The sequence below is a fragment of the Patescibacteria group bacterium genome (assembly GCA_018896645.1).
Lineage (GTDB): Bacteria > Patescibacteriota > Patescibacteriia > UBA2591 > JABMQE01 > JAHIMF01.
Genome location: JAHIMF010000046.1, coordinates 1 through 16842, shown reverse-complemented (window position 1 = coordinate 16842; position 16842 = coordinate 1). Strand labels below are relative to the sequence as shown.

Sequence of the window (16842 nt, the reverse complement as noted above, 5' to 3'; positions counted from 1 at the left end):
GATTGCATTAAAAGTTAGAAATGGAGGTCTCAAGGTCTACTTTGAGACCTTGAACTCCATAGTTTCACTAATCTTAATGTAATCTTAGCTATAAATCAATCCACCTAAGTTAATTTATCACCCCAATATAGGGACAGTGCCATACTTTTATGTTATAATCTAGTAATAGATAAGAGAATTTATTAGTTAGGAAAGGAGGAATGGCGAGATATATATGGCTGAAATTAAAGAAAAAGCAAAACCATTTTTTTATCCGGCTAATCCCGGGAGCCAAAGTTTGGCTTTGCTAATTCACGGCTTTACCGGGAGTATTTATGATTTGCGGGAAATTGGTGAATATTTGGCTGGTCAAGGAATTGATGCCATGGGGGTGAGGTTAGCTGGCCATGGCTCTTGTCCTGAAGATTTGGCTAAAACCACGTCTGGCGATTGGTGGCAGTCGGTTGATAAAGAGATTCAAGCAGTTAAAGATAAGTATCAGAAAATTTTCTTAGTTGGCTATTCTTTTGGCGCTAATTTGGCCATTGACTTTTCTGTACGTTATCCTGACATTATAAAATCAGTAATTTTGCTGGGACCCTCGGTTTATATTAGAAGGGATCGTTTTTATCGCCTGATGTTGCCGCTCAAAAGAATTTTTTTTAACTATCAAACAAAAAAACTGGGCAATAAGAAAGAACTTTTGGAATATGAAGACAGGGGCGGCTACACAAAAGTTGCCATAAAAAATATTAAAGATTTTTTCGATTTTACCAGGAATTATACCAAGAAAGAGGCGTCTTTGGTTAGAGTGCCCACTTTAATTATCCAATCAACAAGAGATAGGGTAGTGCATCCCAAGAGCGCGCTCTATGTTTATAAACAAATCAGGAGCGCTAAAAAAGAACTGATGCTGCTTGATGATCATGAGCATAATCCTTTTTTCTGCGACCAAAAACATGAAATTTTTGAAAAAATAACAGGGTTTTTAAAAGATAACGGAAAATAAAAAAGCCGCTTTGCTTGCGGTTTTTTTGATTAGGGTGTAGGATAGAATGATTAATATTTTCATTTGGACATATATTCATTTATCATCTGTGAACATAAATAAAGTTAATACGGTGGGTTAATAAGGTAGTTAATACGGTAGTTAATAGAGTTAATAATGGCGACGACGGGTCTATTAACTTTATTAACAACTTTATTAACCTCATTAACAATTTATTAACTACAGCAACTACAGTTATTTTTAGATGACAAATGAAAATATGTTAAATGATTATATGATAACAATTCCTAGTCAATTTTTTCAGACGGTCAGTCAACATCCCAATAAAGATTTTTTGGTGGCTAAAAAAGACGGCCAATGGCAGGGGATAACCTACACTCAATCCAGCCAGTTTGTTCGTTTTTTTGCTCAAGGACTTTTGGAATTAGGCCTGGCCAAGGGCGAGAGGATAGCCATTTTGTCAAAAAATCGGCCAGCTTGGGCTATTGTTGATTTGGCCGCCATGTCTGCTGATGGCATCTCTGTACCTATCCATACCACCCTAAGCGCGGCTAAGATTCAGTATATCCTGGAGGACTCCGGCGCCAAGGTTTTATTTGTTGCCGGCGAGGAAAATATTGATAAGATTTTAACCATCAGAAGCCGGCTGAAAATGCTCGAGACCATTATTTGTTTAGACGGTAAATTTAAAGAACCTGGGATGATGCTTTTTGACGAGGTGATAGAATTAGGCAAGATTTGCCAAAAAAAATTGAATTGGGAAAATGGGAACCCCCAAGAGATTGCCAGTATTGTTTATACTTCGGGCACTACCGGCGAGCCCAAAGGCGTGATGCTTAGCCACCAGAATTTTTTAAGCAATGTTGAGGCGGCCACCAAGGCCGTGCCTATTATTAAAGAAGATAGTTTTTTGTCTTTTCTGCCCCTTTCTCACGTGCTGGAACGAATGGCTGGCTATTATACGCCAATGAGCAAGGGAGCTACTATTTATTATGCCGAGAGCGTGAAAAAGCTTTCTGATAACTTGCGCGAAGTTAAACCAACAGTCCTTGTTTGCGTGCCCAGGATTTTTGAGCGGGTCTATGAAAAAATTCTTGACAAGGTCAAACAAGGAAAAGCCTTAAAGAAAAAACTATTTTTTGCCGCCCTTAAAGCTCAAAGCGAGCTTCACCACGCGCGGCGCGAGGGTCGCTCGCTTGGTACACTTGCAAAACTTAAGGCCAACCTTTTAGATAAACTGGTTTGTAAAAAAGTCCGCGCTGGCTTGGGCGGACATTTGCGGTTTGCTATTTCCGGCGGGGCCTCTTTAAGCAAGCAAATAGCTCGGTTTTTTGAGGACTTGGGCATCCGGATTGTTGAGGGTTACGGCTTAACCGAAACCGCGCCAGTAGTCACTGTCAACAGATTAGAAAAATATGAATTTGGCACGGTCGGTTTGCCATTGGAAGCCGTAGAAGTAAAAATATCCCCGGACAAAGAGATTATGGTCAAAGGCGGCAATGTTATGCCTGGCTATTGGAAAAAGCCCCAAGAAACCCATCAGGTATTGGCCGCTGATGGTTGGTTTGCTACTGGGGATTTGGGTTTTTTAGATGAGCAAGGATTTTTAACAATCATTGGCCGCAAAAAGGAGATGATTATTACTGCCGGCGGAAAAAATGTGGCGCCCGAGCCAGTTGAAAATGCTTTGCAACTTTCAAAATACATTAATCAAGCCATGATTATCGGCAATCAAAGAAAGTTTATAAGCAGTTTAATTGTGCCTGATTTTGAAAAATTAAAAGAATTTGCCAAAGAAAGACAAATAAGTTATAGAGAGATTAGAGAACTGTTGGCCAATGATGCAGTCAAGCATCTTTTTGAACAGGAAATTGAGCGTCAACTGCGCGAGTTTTCTGATTTTGAAAAAGTGAAAAAGTTCGCGCTTATCGCCCAAGAGTTTAGCCAAGAAGCCGAGGAGTTAACTCCGACTTTAAAACTGCGCCGGGCTGTGATTGGGAGTAAGTATAAGAAGGAGGTTGAGGCGATGTATAAAGAGGGTTATGGGTTATAGAAGTAAAATTGTCCTTTTTAAAATTCAACAAGGGGGAATTAGACATGAGAACAGACAGACTTTGGTTGCTTTTGTTGGGGTTAGCAGTGCTTGCAACTGTTTTGTTTTTGACTGTCAGTGATATTAAGCCAGCCCCGCTACACTCAAAGAATCAATTCGAAAAGGCAGCAGAAGAATTGCTAGAGTCCGAAACAATATCTTGTTCCTCTGACATATTTTACCGCGGAAACCAGTTGAAGTTTGATATTCGGCAGATAATTTTTGAAAATCGTGATGGTACTGGTAAAGTAGAAATTACCCAGAAGCCTTGTCAAGTTAAGATTATGAATTTGAAACTTAGCGAGGCCGCGGAACTGTTTTGGCAGTGGCTTGCGGATATGGAATTGTTCCGTCAATGCCTTGCCGGAATCAGAGTAGAAGATTTTGGATTAGTGTTTTGTTTTGGCGCCCAGTCGTCTCCAGCACCCAATTTGATAGTTTTTAAAAATGATGACCAGGGCAGAGCGATAGTCAACCAAAAAACCGGCAAAGTCAAGATTGTCAACTTAAAACTTGATGAGGCTTCTCGAGGTTTTTGGCAAGCAGTTGAAAAACATTTTCCCAAAAGTTCACCTCAAGAGTGGAGGTAAATATGGGATTGCCTAAATCACGATTCACGCTACGCATAACACGACTCACATTACGATACACGAACACAATCCCGAATAACTCGTCTTGTATTGTGATACGCGCATCGTGTATCGTGAGAGGAGGAAGGAGGAAAGATGATTACTATTGAGTCTAAAGAATTTTCCAAATTGCGCGATTGTCAAGACTTTGTTTTTACGACTAAGACGGGGATTAATGTTTTGACTTCTGACCAGCAATATAATGAGAATCCGTTGGTTATGCAAATCCGGGATTCAATCAAACGTTTTGCAGGGTTGCCCTGCGAGATAGAAATTAGAATGGGTTTAGGCTTGGAAAATGGCCTGATTCCCTGCACCGGAAAAATATTGCTTTATCGGCAAGAATTTGTCAGGGTAGCTGCTCAGATTCTTTTTGAAGTCATGGCAATGATTTACAAATTTAACAGAGAATACCCTTTAGTTGCTATCATGATAATTGTTTCGCAGTCCGTGACTGTTGCTGACATTTAGGAATAAATAGTTTTTTTAGACTTTACCAAGGGCCGCTCTGGCAGCATCAGAACGGCTTTTTTATATTGGAAAGACTAAGACAAAGACACCGAGTGTCCTCTTGGACACTCGGTGTCTGGAGTTTGTGTCTGGAGTTTTACATTGTGGATAAATCAGTTGGTTTTATTCACTAAATAGTGGTAAAATAAAACCAGATAGGGCTAAACAGCAAATTTCTAAAAATTTTAATATTCCAATCCCATGCTTAAAAAAAACCCTTTTTTTCCGCCAGAGGCGGATGAGCCCTTGGCTGGCAACGCTCAAATTCATTTTAGTAGTAGTAGCTTCTATTGGCTTGGTGGCGGCTATTGTCAAAGCCGGCTCTTTAACGCCATCCGCCAGCCCAGCCGCGACTTTTTACACTTTAACTGACATTTACAACCGGCTGGCGACCAACGCCACTAACACCGAAGCTAATCACGATTTTGCGCCTTCTGCTTTGCCTGCCGCCACTCTTTACACTCTTAAGCAGATTTATGAGGCAATTCCGGATATTGCCACGACTACGGTCAAACTGGGTACCTCGTATCTTGGCGTAGCCGGCACTTTAACTCCGGACGGCGGCACGGCTGCGGCGGCTGATGTTTTTTCCGCTAAAACCGCGCACTTAACCGCGGACTGGACTTTAGATACCGGCACCCTTGTTTTAGCTTGCGCCACTTCCAGCTTTGACGGCGCAGACAATCTGGTTTCCACTGCTTATGACGGCGCCGGCGACGGCTCTAACCGCTGGTGCATGAAAGACACGGGCGATGCCGCGGACACGGATATCCTTGCCGGCAAAATCGCCTGGGTGGATGGCGTAGAAGTAACCGGTTCAATAACCACTCAAACTTTATCAGATGCTAACGATACCGTGAGCGCCGGTTATTATGAGGCTACGACTTTGGCCGCTGTGGATTCGTATTTGGCCAGCGCCAACATTAAAAGCGGTGTAACAATTTTTGGTTTTGCTGGCAATGTTAATGTGGTGGACACTTCCGCCGGCGACGCCGCGGCTGGCGATATTGCCAATGATAAAATTGCTTTTGTTGACGGCGCGCAGGTTACTGGCAGTATGTTCACCAATCAAAAAAACCAAACCAAAGATGACTGGGTTAGTTCTACTGGCACGAGCGGTGAATACACCGGCGAGGAGGCGACCTGGACCATAATAGCGGACTTGCCAGCAAGCGATTACCAAGCGATAAATTATCTGGGCTCGGTTGCTGCTGGCGAGGACGAGCCGTCTGAACTGGATTTATTTAGCGGTATGATTAAAAGAGATGGGCGCACGGGCTTGTACTGGTCCGATGTAGCGGCAGAAGCCGGTTCCGCCAGCTCAACTAAAAATACTTTTGGCGCAGTGACTGACGGAACCAGGCCAACCGGGGGTCGAGCCATTGGTTTTTGCAACGCGTTAAACTCGTATAATTCAGGAGGCGGTTTTGGCGGTTATAGCGATTGGTATTTGCCAACGCAGAAACAATTACAACAGGCCTATATTGACGGTTCTGCTAACAGTTTGCCTAATCCCGGCAACAACTTCTGGTCTTCTACGGAGAACTACAATAATACTGCCAATGCCTGGAACGTGAACTTGAACAACGGCAACACGAGCTACGGTACTAAGACTTTCAGTTACAATGTCCGCTGTGTTCGTTAAGGCAATAGATTTTATGCTTACAGCAAAATTTTATGGCTCAATATTCCCATTTGCCGATTTATATCAAAACTTATGAGTTCATTAAATTTGTTTACAGGGTCGTCCAGCAATTTCGCAAAGAATATAAATATAGTTTGGGCGCAGAATTGCAACAGATAATCTGGCAGGTATTAGATGAAATTATCCAAACCAATTCTTTGCCAGACAGCCAGAAGAAGGAAGGCATTGAAAAAATCAGCCGACTTTTTGATAAATTTAAAATTCGGTTTCGGTTGGCTTATGAAATTGGTCTTATTACTTCCAAAAAATTCAGCCAAGCGCAAAAGGAATTTGGCGGGTAATTGCGAATAAGCAATATTTGACAAACGGTTTAATATAATTTACACTGTAAATGTGTATAAATTTATATTATTAACATTTACAATGTAAATAATTTATGATAAACATAAACAAATTAGAAGATATTATTTCTGATCAATCAAGCGCCTTTAGGTCCAAAGACATAGGCGTAATTCGGGACATTAATTTTCAGAAATATTTAAGAACCAACCAAATAACCGCTATTTCTGGCATCAGGAGGAGCGGCAAGTCAACGCTTTTAGCTCAATTTTCAAGAAAAATAAAGCAATTTTATTATATTAGTTTTGACGACGAAAGGCTTCTGGGTTTTGAGGTTTCAGATTTCCAAAATTTAATGCTGGCATTCCGCAAAACGCATCAGGCCCAAACGATTTTTTTGGACGAAATTCAGAATGTGCCGAAATGGGAAAGGTTTGTCAGAAGAATTTATGATGAAGGCTATAAAGTTTTTATAACCGGGTCAAACGCCAAGTTGCTTGGCTCGGAGCTGGCCACCCATTTAACCGGCCGTTATTTTAAAATAGATCTGTATCCTTTTTCTTTTAAGGAATTTCTGATGTTTAAGAAAAAAGATTTTCAAATGAAGGGAACGATCGCTCAAGCCGATATTTTAAAAAATTTTGATTATTATTTGAAACAAGGCGGATTTCCGGAATTTGTTAAGCATCAAGACAGCGAATTTGTTAAACGAATTTACGAAGATGTGATTTATAAGGATTTGTTGGTTCGTTTCCAAATTAAAGACACTAAAAATTTTAAACAATTAGCGAATTATTTATTTGCTAATTTTACTCAAGAAATAAGCTATCATTCTTTAAAAAATACTTTAAACTTTAAGAGCGCAACCTCGGTTAAGAATTATTTGGAATTTATGCAGGAAAGCTATTTGATTTTTGAATTATACAAATATGATTATTCGCTCAAAAAACAATATGTATCCGACAAAAAAGTTTATGTTATAGACAACGGCATGAGAAACACGGTGGCATTTTCTTTTTCAGAAGACAAAGGCAAGATGCTGGAAAATTTAATTTTTATTGAATTAAAAAGACGAGGCCAGGAAATTTATTATTATAAAGACAAAAAAGAATGCGATTTTATTATTAAAGAAAAAAATAAAATTACCTCGGCTGTCCAAGCAACCCTGGCTCTAACCAAAGAAAACAAAAAGAGGGAAATTGAAGGTTTATTAGAAGCGATGGATGAGTTTAAATTAAAGCAAGGTCTTATTCTTACCTTGAATGAAGAAGACATTATAAAAATAGACAAGAAAAAGCTGATAATAAAACCTGTTTATAAATGGCTGATAGGAACAGATGTTTAGCCATCGCTGGTCAGTTAGGTATACCCCCCCCGATGGCTCCAGGTTATACCTGGAGCCGATATGTGCCGATACGCATAATGGTAATTTGGGCGCCGAATTACAGCAAATAATTTGGCAGATATTAGACGAGATTATTAAAACCAATTCCTTGCCGGATAGCGAGAAAGGAGAAGGCATTGAAAAAATCAGCCAGCTTTTTGACAAATTCAAAATTCGTTTTCGTTTGGCTTATGAAATTGGTCTTATCACTTCCAAAAAATTCAGCCAAGCGCAAAGGGAAATGGAGGAAATCGGCCGAATGATCGGCGGCTGGTCTCGCTGGTCTGCTTCGCAGCCAACAAGATAAACAGAAACGGGCAGTGAAACTAATCCTCATCTCTCTCAAATTTTCCGGCTGCTTGGGTTTTAGATTGGTTTGTGGTATAATATAAGACAAAGACACCCAGTGTTCTCTTGGACGCTCGGTGTCTGGAGAGGATTTATTCTTAAATAGCGGCGGACTGGCGTTGACATCTATTCCAGAATTGGTATAATTAATATACTAATTACTAAACAATGTTATGGAACTGTCAAAGCTAAAAATTACTTCAAAAAAATTGCTGATTTTTAAAAAAGAAACACTGCGGGATTTAGAACCGAATGAAGATGCTTTAAATGAAAATATCAAGTATTGGCTGAAAAACGGCGAACTTATCCAGTTAAAAAAAGGAACCTATGTCCTAAAAGACCGCTTTGAGAAAGAAAGGCAAAAAGAGCTGTATCTTGAATATTTAGCCGTTGTTTTAGTCACGCCCGCCTATCTTTCCCTGGAATATGTCTTAGATAAATACCAAATTTTAAGCGAACCGATTCGAGTCTTAACCTTAATTTCTTCCAAGTCAACACGGGAAATTTCCAACAAGCTTGGCATTTTTCGTTATTATTCAATCACTCCCAATCTTTTTTGCGGTTATCGGACAAGATATTTTATTGACGCTCCAATATTCGAGGCCTCCAAAGAAAAAGCTCTGTTTGATTATATCTATTTGAGGTTTTTAAAAAATAAGGCGATAACCAAAGAGGCAATAGAAAGTTTGCGTTTAAATTGGGAAAATATCAGCCGAAAGGAATTTCAAAAGGCCGTTTCGTTTTTAAAATTCACGCCGAGCCGCAAGGTTAAAGAAGCTTTTGAAGCAATAAAAAAGCTTTATTATGCTTAAACAAATTATGAAAAACTTAACGGCGGAGAAAAAAATGGCTGGCGTGCCCGATTTTGTGATTCGCAATTTTTTAAAGGAATATTTGCAATACCCGGTTTTGCAGTTCATTTACAATAATCCGAATTATAAACGGCTTGTTTTTACTGGCGGTTCTTGTTTAAGAATTTGCTATGGCGCTCCGCGCCTTTCAGAAGATTTAGATTTTGATTTATTGCCAAAAGATTATCAAAAGCTAAAATTAGAAAAATTAGCCAAAGATTTGGAGAAGTTTTTCTTAAAAAATTATTTGCTGAAAATCGCTGTAAAATGTCAGGGAAAAACCAGGGTATACTTAAAATTTTCTCTTTTAAAAGAGCTCGGTTTGGCCGGGGCCGGCGAAAGCGATTGGCTATATGTTAAACTTGAGCCGAGTAGGACCGCGTTCCAAAATTCAGAAACAGAACTAATTCCGGTTTCTCAATATGGTTTTAATTTTCTGACTAAAAATTATTCTTTAAAATTTCTGATGACCGGAAAAATCTATGCTATTTTTAGCCGGCAATGGCTTAAGGGGCAAGAAAATAAGATTAACATTAAGGGAAGGGATTTTTACGACATTTATTGGTATTTTCAAAAAAAGGTAGAACCGGATTATAAAAATCTTAAAAGATTGATTGGTGTTTCCAACAAAGAAGAGCTGAAGGAAAAATTGAAAGAAAGAATTGAAAAAGCCGTGACGTCAAAAAAACTTTCTTATGATTTGAAAAACTTTTTTCCTGACCAGCCGTTCATTGAGGATTTCTGCAAGAACTATAAGAAGATTATAAAAAAATATCTATAATACCTGCGTAAAGGATCCTGCAAAGAACCGTTATTTTTATTCACCTCAAGCTCTCTACGCCCGGCGGCAGGGGCGGAGCGGCGCTCTGCATTAGGCGACAAAGATAATGCGGATAAATTTATTCATTATGCCTATGCTGCGCGGGCAAAGGAAATTGCCGCTGGCCGGAGATTTGATTTTGCCGGCAGGTTTGATACTGATGTTTATTATAAAAATGATTTTGAAAAATTGAAAAACCTGACCGATAAGCATCTCAAAGATACCCAGAAAGAAATCAAAAAAGCGAAATACTGATTTCTAACTTCACGTTCTATGAACTTCATCAAAAAACAAACCTTAGTAATATCAGTTCTTTCACAGAATCAATGGCGGCGACTTGAAGTTTGTAAACCCCGACGCGAGTGGTTTTCGTCTCCAGGCAGGTTAAAAGTTATGGAAGCCAATTTGGCAGTGGCTTAGTTTAGCTAAACATTATCAAATGAAAATAAAACCAATAACAATTATTATTTTAGCTTTAGGAATTTTACTTTTCCCGGTTTTTGCCTCGGCTTCCAATACCAGCGGCACCATTGATTCCACCAACAAATACGCCTGGACCGAGAATCTTGGCTGGCTGGATTTTGGAACAACCGAGGGCAATGTGCAGATTACAGATTCGGCCCTAACCGGCTATGCCTGGGGCGAGAACATCGGCTGGGTTTCGCTAAATTGTTCAAATGATAATTCCTGCGCCACCGTGGATTACAGCATCTCTAATGACGGCGCTGGCGCCTTAACCGGCTATGCTTGGACCGAGAACGCGGGCTGGCTCCAGTTCAATCCAACTTATGGCGGAGTTTCAATTGATTCAAGTGGAAATTTTTCCGGCTATGCCTGGGGCGAAAATGTGGGTTGGATTATTTTTAACTGCGCCACGACTGATTCCTGCGCAACGGTTGATTATAAAGTTAATACGGACTGGCGCCCCCAAAGCGCCTGACCAGCTTGCAACAATTCCAGCGATGATGACGGCGACGGGTTAACTGATTATCCGGCTGACCCGGGCTGCAGTTCTTTAACTGATACTGATGAAACAGACCCAGCAAGCGGCGGCGGCGCTCCGTCCGGCTCTTCTAATCCGCCTTCAACGTCTGCCTCCAGCCCGGAAAACCCTTCCGGCGAGTTAAAGGTGATGATCAATAATGGCACTGGCATTACTTTAAGCCCCCTTGTTACTTTAAATTTTTATGCCGGTGCTGATGTTGCCAAGATGGCAATTTCTAATTTTTCCGATTTAAACCAGATGCCGGGCTCAACCGGGCAAATTGCTTTTTCCTCCTCTTATTTCTGGAACCTTTGCGAAGGCCGAGCCGAGTGCCTTGAAGGCGCGTACACGGTTTATGTTAAATTTTACACCCAATACGGCCAGCCATCCCAATTAGTTTCTGATTCTATTGCTTATCAAAAAATTGCTCCACCCTCAACACCACCCAAAGAAGGGGCCCAGCCAGAAGCTCCGCCGGAACAAAGCCAAGTTGAACCTGAACCAGAAGTTGTTAAAGAAAAAGTCGTTAAAAAGCCGGTGATTCAGCGGGTGGGCGAGGCAGTTTCCAAAATCATTCCAGATTTTCTAAAACCCGAGCCTAAACAGGAGGAGCCCGAAGAAAAGCCGTTTGAGCAGACTTTGCCCAAGCAAGCGCCTCAAGCAATGCGAGGGGATTGGTCACTTTTGCCCGAGTCCGGGATTAAGCAGTTTGTGCTTGAACCCTTGCCGGAAGAAGTAAGAACCTTGGCCCAGAAATTTCCTAATCTAAGCCAAACTTTTGCTAAACTCGGGATTACTAAATTTACTGATTTAGAAAAATTAAAAACCGCTAAATTAACTTTGCCGTGCTTGACTAAACTGCTTGATTTGCCGCAATTAGACTTGGGAAGAGCCGGGTTTACCTTGCCCAAGGGTGTGCCGCTTGCAAAATTATCCGCGAGTTTGAAAGAGGAAATTCCCACGGAAATCGTTTTTGCTAAAACTGGCAACGAGACAATTGACTTAGACATTGATTTAACAATCAATGAGCAGGGCCAAACTTCGCAGAAAATCACCACTATTTCTGGGCAGCCGTTAAAATTGATAATTAAACCAGAAGCGCCGGTTAAGGAAATCAAAGGTTATTTAGTTTTAACAGCAGTGGATATGTCTCTGATTCCGGCTTTTCCGGAACTTAGTTTGGCTGATGTTTTATCGCAAAGCATTTTTGCTAAACCGGTTTTGGCTCAAGCGCCTCCGCCTACGCAATACATTGCTTTAGAAGGCAGTGAACTGGCAAGACCCCTGGTTTTGGGCGTTAGCGCGGAATCGCAGTTGGAAACTCGGTTAGCGCTTCAAGAATTTGAATATACGGATAAAGACGGGGACGGCATTTATACCGCGGAAATCGCCGCCCCAGTAGTTGCCGGCGAATATGAGATTATTACTTTGCTAGATTATCAAGACATTAATTTAGGAACCAAAGAGATTAGATTGATTACCGTGATTGATCCGGAAGGCTATGTTTATGAGAAATTAGGCGACAAAGAAACCAGAATTCCTGGCGCGATAATTTCTCTTTTTTGGCTTAATCCCCAAAGCAAAAAATATGAAGAATGGCCGGCCAGCGAATTCCAGCAGGAAAATCCGCAGATTACCAATAACACGGGCAAATATTCTTTTCTCGTGCCGGAAGGCTCGTATTATTTGAACATTGAAGCGCCGGGCTACGAAGATTACGAAGGCAAGCCGCTTCAAGTTAAACAAGGCGCGGGAATTCATACCAATATTGAGCTTAAAACTAAACACGCTTGGCTTAAGGCGATTGATTGGAAAGTGATATTGCTGGTTGTAGTTGTTTTGCTTTTGTTGTATAATTTTTATAGAGATAAGTTGCGGGAGAGAATTAAGAAGTAAAAATTAAGAAGCGGCTAAGAAGCAAAAGCCAATCATTGACCCAGCTGTAAAAAAAACTCTGTCATTGCGAGCCCTATTCCCCCCTGTCATTGCGAGCGGCATAGCAATCAGTGTCATTGCGAGCGACAGTAGGATATGCCGCGCGAGACAGACCAGGATAAAAGACCAGCAATGTTCACGACAGGAGCAAAAAAGAGTGCGGCAATCCCGTTGATGACCTGTAGACAGGGGAGAGTAACAATGTCCACAGGTAATCAACGGGATTGCTTCGCTCCCCACATCCCTACAAGCCTATCTTACTCTTCATTGCCCTGGCCAGTATTACTTGGCACAGACAGTGAGTCGCTCGCAATGACACTATTTTTTACGCTTCTTAATTCTAAATTCTTAACTACAAATGCTCGACCAAAATAATCCTCTAAATCGCCCCATTGCCATTTCCAATTTATTTTGGATTATTTTAGTTTTAGTTTTATTAGCCAGCAATATTTTTTTTTGGTTATAAATATGTTTCTATCCAAAAAATCCTGCGTCAAACTGAACTAACAGTCCAAGCCATTGAAACTAATGAAAAAGTTTTAGATTTCACGAAATTATTTATAGAAAAAGTGCTTAAAGCCGAAACAGAGATTGATTTTGAAACCCGGTTAAACTTAGAAAACGCAGTCAGAAATTTAGATGATGAAGAGATTTTGAGCCAGTGGAATAAATTCGTTAATAGCGGTAACGAAATCCAAGCTCAAGTTGAGGTTAAAAATTTGCTGGAAGCATTAGTGCATAAGACTGGGCCTTAAAAATACTGCTTTCTAACTCTCTATTTGTGACATAAAACTCGAGTTTTCACTTGGGTTTTTTATATTGGAAAGACTAAGACAAAGACACCGAGTGTCCAAGAGGACACTCGGTGTCTGGAGCTGGGTGTCTGGAGTTTTACATAAAATTGCTTTTTGAGGGAAATAAGGTTAAACTTAAGGTATAATATTTTAATTTTTTCCAAAATGACTCAAATTCAGGCCGCTCTAAAAAATAAAATTACCCCGGAAATGAGGGTCGTGGCCAAAGCCGAGGATGTCCCAGTTGGTTTGCTAAAAAAAAGAATTGCCAAGGGTTTAATAGTGATTTTGGCTAACCCTAATCACCAGCATTTAAAACCCCTGGGCATTGGTTTGGGTTTGCGCGTAAAAGTTAATGCTAATATCGGCACTTCGCCAACTAAATCAAACTTAAAGACCGAGCTTAAAAAGTTAGATATTGCTGTCAAGGCCGGGGCTGATACCATAATGGATCTAAGCATTAGCCGCAATGCTGACAAGATTCGCCAGGCAATAATCAGAAAATGCCGGCTTCCTCTGGGCACGGTGCCAATTTACCAAGCCGTTTTGGAAGCGGGTCAAATAAAAAAAATGAACTTGGATATTTATCTGCAAGTTCTGGAAAAACAAGCCCGGGAGGGCGTTGATTTTGTTACGGTTCACGCTGGGGTTACCAGAGCGGCGTTGCCCCTGGTGCAGAAAAGGCTGATGAAGTGTGTGAGCCGGGGCGGCAGTTTTTTACTGGCTTGGATGAGATATCACAAAAAAGAGAATTTTCTTTATCAGGGGTTTGGAGAGATTCTTAAAATTGTTAAACAATATGATATCACTTTAAGTTTGGGCGATGGCTTGCGGCCCGGCTGTCTGGCCGATGCCACGGACCAAGCCCAGATTCAGGAGCTGAAAATTTTAGGCCAAATAGCAAAACAAGCTCGAGGATTTGGAGTGCAAGTGATGATTGAAGGTCCGGGCCATATACCCCTAAACGAGATAGAGAAAAATGTCAGATTAGAAAAAAAATATTGCCTTGGCGCTCCGTTTTATGTGCTGGGACCCTTGCCCACAGACATTGCCGCTAGGCTATGACCACATTGCCGGCGCTATTGGCGGGGCCTTGGCTGGCCTCAACGGCGCTGATTTTCTTTGTTATGTAACGCCTAAAGAGCACGTTGGCTTGCCCGACAGCCAAGATGTCCGCGATGGGGTGGTGGTTACCAAATTAGCGGCTCATATTGTTGATATTGCCAAAGGCAACAAACAAGCTATTTCAAGAGATCGCAGGATGGCTCAAGCCAGGCAAAGAGTTGATTGGCAGGCAATGTTAAAATACGCGCTTGACCCGCAAAAATTTGGCCAGCTAAGAGAGCAGGAATGCCGAAAAAACCCTAAACTTAAGACCAAGAAATATTGTTCCATGTGCGGTGATTTTTGTGTTTTTAAACTCTGAACCTAATATGGTACCGGGTAAACCCTGAAAGATTCTTTTTGCAAAAAATAGGGGAGCGTGATAGAGTAAAAAAATAGCCAATATTGGAGGCCCAAAAAACAAGGAGGAAAAAATGCTTGCCCTTGAGATGACTGCAGAAGAGATTCAGGCTTTGGTTGGGAAGACCGTCTGGGTGTTTCAAGAAAACAAGTTTGGAAACAATGTTGACGAAACAATAAAAGTGGCTGATGCTTCCGGCTGGGTAGGGAACCTTTATTTTATCTTAAGAGATGAAGCCGGTAAAAGCATTCGCGTTTATATCCAAGACACAGTCACAGTCAAGGACTGATGAGGTAATCTTGATTGTCATTGACATTTTGATTACCTTATTTTTTTCTCCTTATATATTATTGACATTTTTGAAAAATCTGCTATTATTATTTGATGCTACTTTGACAATTACGCCTACCTAAAAGGAGGTCAAAATGAAAACCTTAGGTTTGTTCTTTTGTTTGCTTTTGCTGGCGCCGGCCAGCTGGGCTCGGCTCGATTCGGCGGAGCGGGCGCAGGACTGGGAGGACCAAAAACAGGATAAGCTTTTGCGCGACCTGGAGAAGGAAGGGTTTTCCAGAGGCAGTATGGTTGCCTTGCTCTCGGATTCTTCAGTGAAATTTTATCCCTACATATACCAAAAGTTTGAGGCCGCCAGAAAGCGAAAAGATGATCCTTACAAACCATTTTTTACGGAAAAGTCAATTGGTTTGGGCAAAGATTTTATCCGTCAGAACCAGGCGCTTTTGGCTGAAGTGGAAGCAAAATTTGGCGTGGAAAAAGAAATCTTGGTTGCTTTGTTAAGGATAGAGAGTTGTTTCGGAGAAAATCAAGGTTCTTATCAGGTTTTTGGGGTTTTTGTGAGTCTGGTGCGCTATGGTGAGGCCCGGGTCGGATGGGCTACCAAAGAGTTAATTGCTTTTTTAAAGATGTGTTGCCAGCAGAACTGGGACCCCTTGGCAATTAACTCGTCCTATGCCGGGGCTCTCGGTATTCCCCAGTTCATGCCGACGAGTTATTGGGAATTGGCTGTGGACGGAGATGGTGATAAGAAAATTGACCTTTTCAATTTAAAAGACGCTGTCCATAGCATGGCTAATTTTTTAGCTAAACGCGGTTGGCAGCGCGACCAACAGGGGAGTCTCCGAGCTTACAACCGAGATTCGCTATTTGTTTCAGCAATTGAGCGCTATGCGCAAAAGATGAAAGAGTAGGGCCTTGGCCCAGACCACCCCTGTACGTTGAGGTGGTTTTTTATTTTTCGTGGTATAATTGAAATGTAATCTAATTGACTAAATTTGAGAGAGGGACATTATGACAATAAGAGAACAAAAAAGGCCGTCTGACCAAGATTTTGAATCTTCTCAAACAGCAGAAGAATTACCGCCAATAGTAGAGAAGGCCTTAAAAATGGCTCAAGCGAAACACGAAGGTCAGTTCCGAAAAACTGATACCCCAATGCCTTTTATTAGCCACCCGATTGAGGTTGAGGAATTGGTGGCTCGATTTGGGGGTGATGATGATACGCGAGCCGCGGCTTTGTTGCACGACATATTGGAAGATACGGATTATACTCCAGAAGAACTGGAAAAAGATTTTGGTCCGCAAATAGCAAGAATTGTTCAAGAAGTAACTGAACAGGAAGAAAAGGGTCCGGATCCCAGAGATAGTTGGCAACCCAGAAAAGAGAGTTATTTAAGAAATCTCCAAGATGATAGCGAGCCAGCTTTGTTGATTTGCGCGGCTGATAAAATCCACAATCTATCTTCACTGATTAGGGAATACCAAGAGCAAGGCGAGGCTCTTTGGGAAAAATTCAATGCGCCCAAAGAAAAAAAGCTTTGGTATTATGGCGAGGTTTTAAAGATTTTGCAGGAGCGCTTAGATAATCTAATAGTGAGGGAGCTGGCGCAGTTGTATAAAAAAGCCAATGAGGTTTTTGTGTAAGAAGGGGGAGCTCGGGTTTTTTGAGCGTAATCGTTTTAGTCAGCGATATCAAACGAGTGTTGCTGGCCAAATAGTCGGATAATAAAAACAGCCTTCAGTAAATGGAATACTGAAGGCTT

The 16842-nt window shown here is 41.2% G+C and carries 18 protein-coding genes and 1 pseudogene; 18 read left to right on the top strand and 1 reads right to left on the bottom strand.

Features of this window, described 5'->3' with window-relative positions; genetic code table 11:
* The first annotated feature begins 214 nt into the window (after window positions 1-214).
* The 12 genes from KKD20_03665 to KKD20_03610 all read left to right on the top strand — a co-directional run bounded on the left by KKD20_03665 (window position 215) and on the right by KKD20_03610 (window position 10546).
* The gene (locus tag KKD20_03665) at window positions 215-988 is read left to right on the top strand and encodes an alpha/beta fold hydrolase (GenBank protein ID MBU4332192.1); all 774 of its coding nucleotides are present in this window, start codon (window positions 215-217) and stop codon (window positions 986-988) included.
* 259 nt (window positions 989-1247) lie between these two features.
* Window positions 1248-3041 (top strand): AMP-dependent synthetase/ligase, encoded by a 1794-nt coding sequence (locus KKD20_03660; GenBank protein MBU4332191.1) that lies wholly within the window; start codon window positions 1248-1250, stop codon window positions 3039-3041.
* 44 nt (window positions 3042-3085) lie between these two features.
* Window positions 3086-3670, top strand: coding sequence for a hypothetical protein (locus tag KKD20_03655; GenBank protein MBU4332190.1), 585 nt, complete (start codon window positions 3086-3088; stop codon window positions 3668-3670).
* A gap of 135 nt (window positions 3671-3805) precedes the next feature.
* Window positions 3806-4180, top strand: a complete 375-nt coding sequence (locus KKD20_03650) for a hypothetical protein (protein MBU4332189.1) — start codon at window positions 3806-3808, stop codon at window positions 4178-4180.
* 277 nt (window positions 4181-4457) lie between these two features.
* The gene (locus KKD20_03645) at window positions 4458-5864 is read left to right on the top strand and encodes a DUF1566 domain-containing protein (protein ID MBU4332188.1); all 1407 of its coding nucleotides are present in this window, start codon (window positions 4458-4460) and stop codon (window positions 5862-5864) included.
* A gap of 32 nt (window positions 5865-5896) precedes the next feature.
* Entirely contained in the window at window positions 5897-6205 is a 309-nt protein-coding gene (locus tag KKD20_03640) for a four helix bundle protein (protein MBU4332187.1), read from the top strand.
* A gap of 95 nt (window positions 6206-6300) precedes the next feature.
* The gene (locus KKD20_03635; GenBank protein MBU4332186.1) at window positions 6301-7548 is read left to right on the top strand and encodes an ATP-binding protein; all 1248 of its coding nucleotides are present in this window, start codon (window positions 6301-6303) and stop codon (window positions 7546-7548) included.
* Window positions 7541-7894 (top strand): four helix bundle protein, encoded by a 354-nt coding sequence (locus KKD20_03630; GenBank protein MBU4332185.1) that lies wholly within the window; start codon window positions 7541-7543, stop codon window positions 7892-7894. The genes KKD20_03635 and KKD20_03630 overlap by 8 nt, the downstream gene beginning before the upstream one ends.
* Before the next feature lie 214 nt (window positions 7895-8108).
* Window positions 8109-8747: a hypothetical protein gene (locus KKD20_03625; GenBank protein MBU4332184.1), complete on the top strand. Its 639-nt coding sequence runs from the start codon at window positions 8109-8111 to the stop codon at window positions 8745-8747.
* 7 nt (window positions 8748-8754) lie between these two features.
* Window positions 8755-9567 (top strand): nucleotidyl transferase AbiEii/AbiGii toxin family protein, encoded by an 813-nt coding sequence (locus tag KKD20_03620; protein ID MBU4332183.1) that lies wholly within the window; start codon window positions 8755-8757, stop codon window positions 9565-9567.
* A gap of 312 nt (window positions 9568-9879) precedes the next feature.
* Window positions 9880-10026 (top strand): hypothetical protein, encoded by a 147-nt coding sequence (locus KKD20_03615; protein ID MBU4332182.1) that lies wholly within the window; start codon window positions 9880-9882, stop codon window positions 10024-10026.
* A gap of 19 nt (window positions 10027-10045) precedes the next feature.
* On the top strand, window positions 10046-10546 hold the full coding sequence (locus KKD20_03610; protein MBU4332181.1) for a hypothetical protein: 501 nt from the start codon (window positions 10046-10048) through the stop codon (window positions 10544-10546).
* 47 nt (window positions 10547-10593) lie between these two features.
* On the opposite strand, the gene KKD20_03605 is transcribed toward KKD20_03610, so the two are convergent.
* Window positions 10594-10761: a hypothetical protein gene (locus KKD20_03605; GenBank protein ID MBU4332180.1), complete on the bottom strand. Its 168-nt coding sequence runs from the start codon at window positions 10759-10761 to the stop codon at window positions 10594-10596.
* Here KKD20_03605 and KKD20_03600 point away from each other — a divergent pair.
* The 6 genes and pseudogenes from KKD20_03600 to KKD20_03575 all read left to right on the top strand — a co-directional run bounded on the left by KKD20_03600 (window position 10739) and on the right by KKD20_03575 (window position 16723).
* Window positions 10739-12487: a carboxypeptidase-like regulatory domain-containing protein gene (locus tag KKD20_03600; GenBank protein MBU4332179.1), complete on the top strand. Its 1749-nt coding sequence runs from the start codon at window positions 10739-10741 to the stop codon at window positions 12485-12487. The two genes, KKD20_03605 and KKD20_03600, sit on opposite strands and share 23 nt — an antisense overlap.
* Window positions 12488-13095: 608 nt before the next feature.
* Entirely contained in the window at window positions 13096-13281 is a 186-nt protein-coding gene (locus KKD20_03595; protein ID MBU4332178.1) for a hypothetical protein, read from the top strand.
* A gap of 204 nt (window positions 13282-13485) precedes the next feature.
* A pseudogene (gene thiC / locus KKD20_03590) lies at window positions 13486-14746 on the top strand (phosphomethylpyrimidine synthase ThiC).
* A 112-nt stretch (window positions 14747-14858) separates the two neighbouring features.
* Window positions 14859-15074 carry a hypothetical protein gene (locus KKD20_03585; GenBank protein MBU4332177.1) on the top strand — a complete coding sequence of 72 codons (216 nt, stop codon included), beginning with the start codon at window positions 14859-14861 and terminating at the stop codon, window positions 15072-15074.
* Between the two features lie 136 nt (window positions 15075-15210).
* Window positions 15211-15990, top strand: coding sequence for a lytic murein transglycosylase (locus KKD20_03580; protein ID MBU4332176.1), 780 nt, complete (start codon window positions 15211-15213; stop codon window positions 15988-15990).
* Window positions 15991-16090: 100 nt separating this feature from the next.
* A complete protein-coding gene (locus tag KKD20_03575; protein MBU4332175.1) occupies window positions 16091-16723 on the top strand; it encodes an HD domain-containing protein in 633 nt (210 codons plus the stop codon).
* The last annotated feature ends 119 nt before the right edge of the window (window positions 16724-16842 follow it).

What these genes read in the sequence shown, in the direction of transcription:
- KKD20_03665 (MBU4332192.1), top strand. Translation starts at nt 215, where the DNA reads ATGGCTGAAATTAAAGAAAAAGCAAAACCATTTTTTTATCCGGCTAAT.
- KKD20_03660 (MBU4332191.1), top strand. Translation starts at nt 1,248, where the DNA reads ATGTTAAATGATTATATGATAACAATTCCTAGTCAATTTTTTCAGACG.
- KKD20_03655 (MBU4332190.1), top strand. Translation starts at nt 3,086, where the DNA reads ATGAGAACAGACAGACTTTGGTTGCTTTTGTTGGGGTTAGCAGTGCTT.
- KKD20_03650 (MBU4332189.1), top strand. Translation starts at nt 3,806, where the DNA reads ATGATTACTATTGAGTCTAAAGAATTTTCCAAATTGCGCGATTGTCAA.
- KKD20_03645 (MBU4332188.1), top strand. Translation starts at nt 4,458, where the DNA reads ATGAGCCCTTGGCTGGCAACGCTCAAATTCATTTTAGTAGTAGTAGCT.
- KKD20_03640 (MBU4332187.1), top strand. Translation starts at nt 5,897, where the DNA reads ATGGCTCAATATTCCCATTTGCCGATTTATATCAAAACTTATGAGTTC.
- KKD20_03635 (MBU4332186.1), top strand. Translation starts at nt 6,301, where the DNA reads ATGATAAACATAAACAAATTAGAAGATATTATTTCTGATCAATCAAGC.
- KKD20_03630 (MBU4332185.1), top strand. Translation starts at nt 7,541, where the DNA reads ATGTTTAGCCATCGCTGGTCAGTTAGGTATACCCCCCCCGATGGCTCC.
- KKD20_03625 (MBU4332184.1), top strand. Translation starts at nt 8,109, where the DNA reads ATGGAACTGTCAAAGCTAAAAATTACTTCAAAAAAATTGCTGATTTTT.
- KKD20_03620 (MBU4332183.1), top strand. Translation starts at nt 8,755, where the DNA reads ATGAAAAACTTAACGGCGGAGAAAAAAATGGCTGGCGTGCCCGATTTT.
- KKD20_03615 (MBU4332182.1), top strand. Translation starts at nt 9,880, where the DNA reads ATGAACTTCATCAAAAAACAAACCTTAGTAATATCAGTTCTTTCACAG.
- KKD20_03610 (MBU4332181.1), top strand. Translation starts at nt 10,046, where the DNA reads ATGAAAATAAAACCAATAACAATTATTATTTTAGCTTTAGGAATTTTA.
- KKD20_03600 (MBU4332179.1), top strand. Translation starts at nt 10,739, where the DNA reads ATGATCAATAATGGCACTGGCATTACTTTAAGCCCCCTTGTTACTTTA.
- KKD20_03605 (MBU4332180.1), bottom strand. Translation starts at nt 10,761, where the DNA reads ATGCCAGTGCCATTATTGATCATCACCTTTAACTCGCCGGAAGGGTTT.
- KKD20_03585 (MBU4332177.1), top strand. Translation starts at nt 14,859, where the DNA reads ATGCTTGCCCTTGAGATGACTGCAGAAGAGATTCAGGCTTTGGTTGGG.
- KKD20_03580 (MBU4332176.1), top strand. Translation starts at nt 15,211, where the DNA reads ATGAAAACCTTAGGTTTGTTCTTTTGTTTGCTTTTGCTGGCGCCGGCC.
- KKD20_03575 (MBU4332175.1), top strand. Translation starts at nt 16,091, where the DNA reads ATGACAATAAGAGAACAAAAAAGGCCGTCTGACCAAGATTTTGAATCT.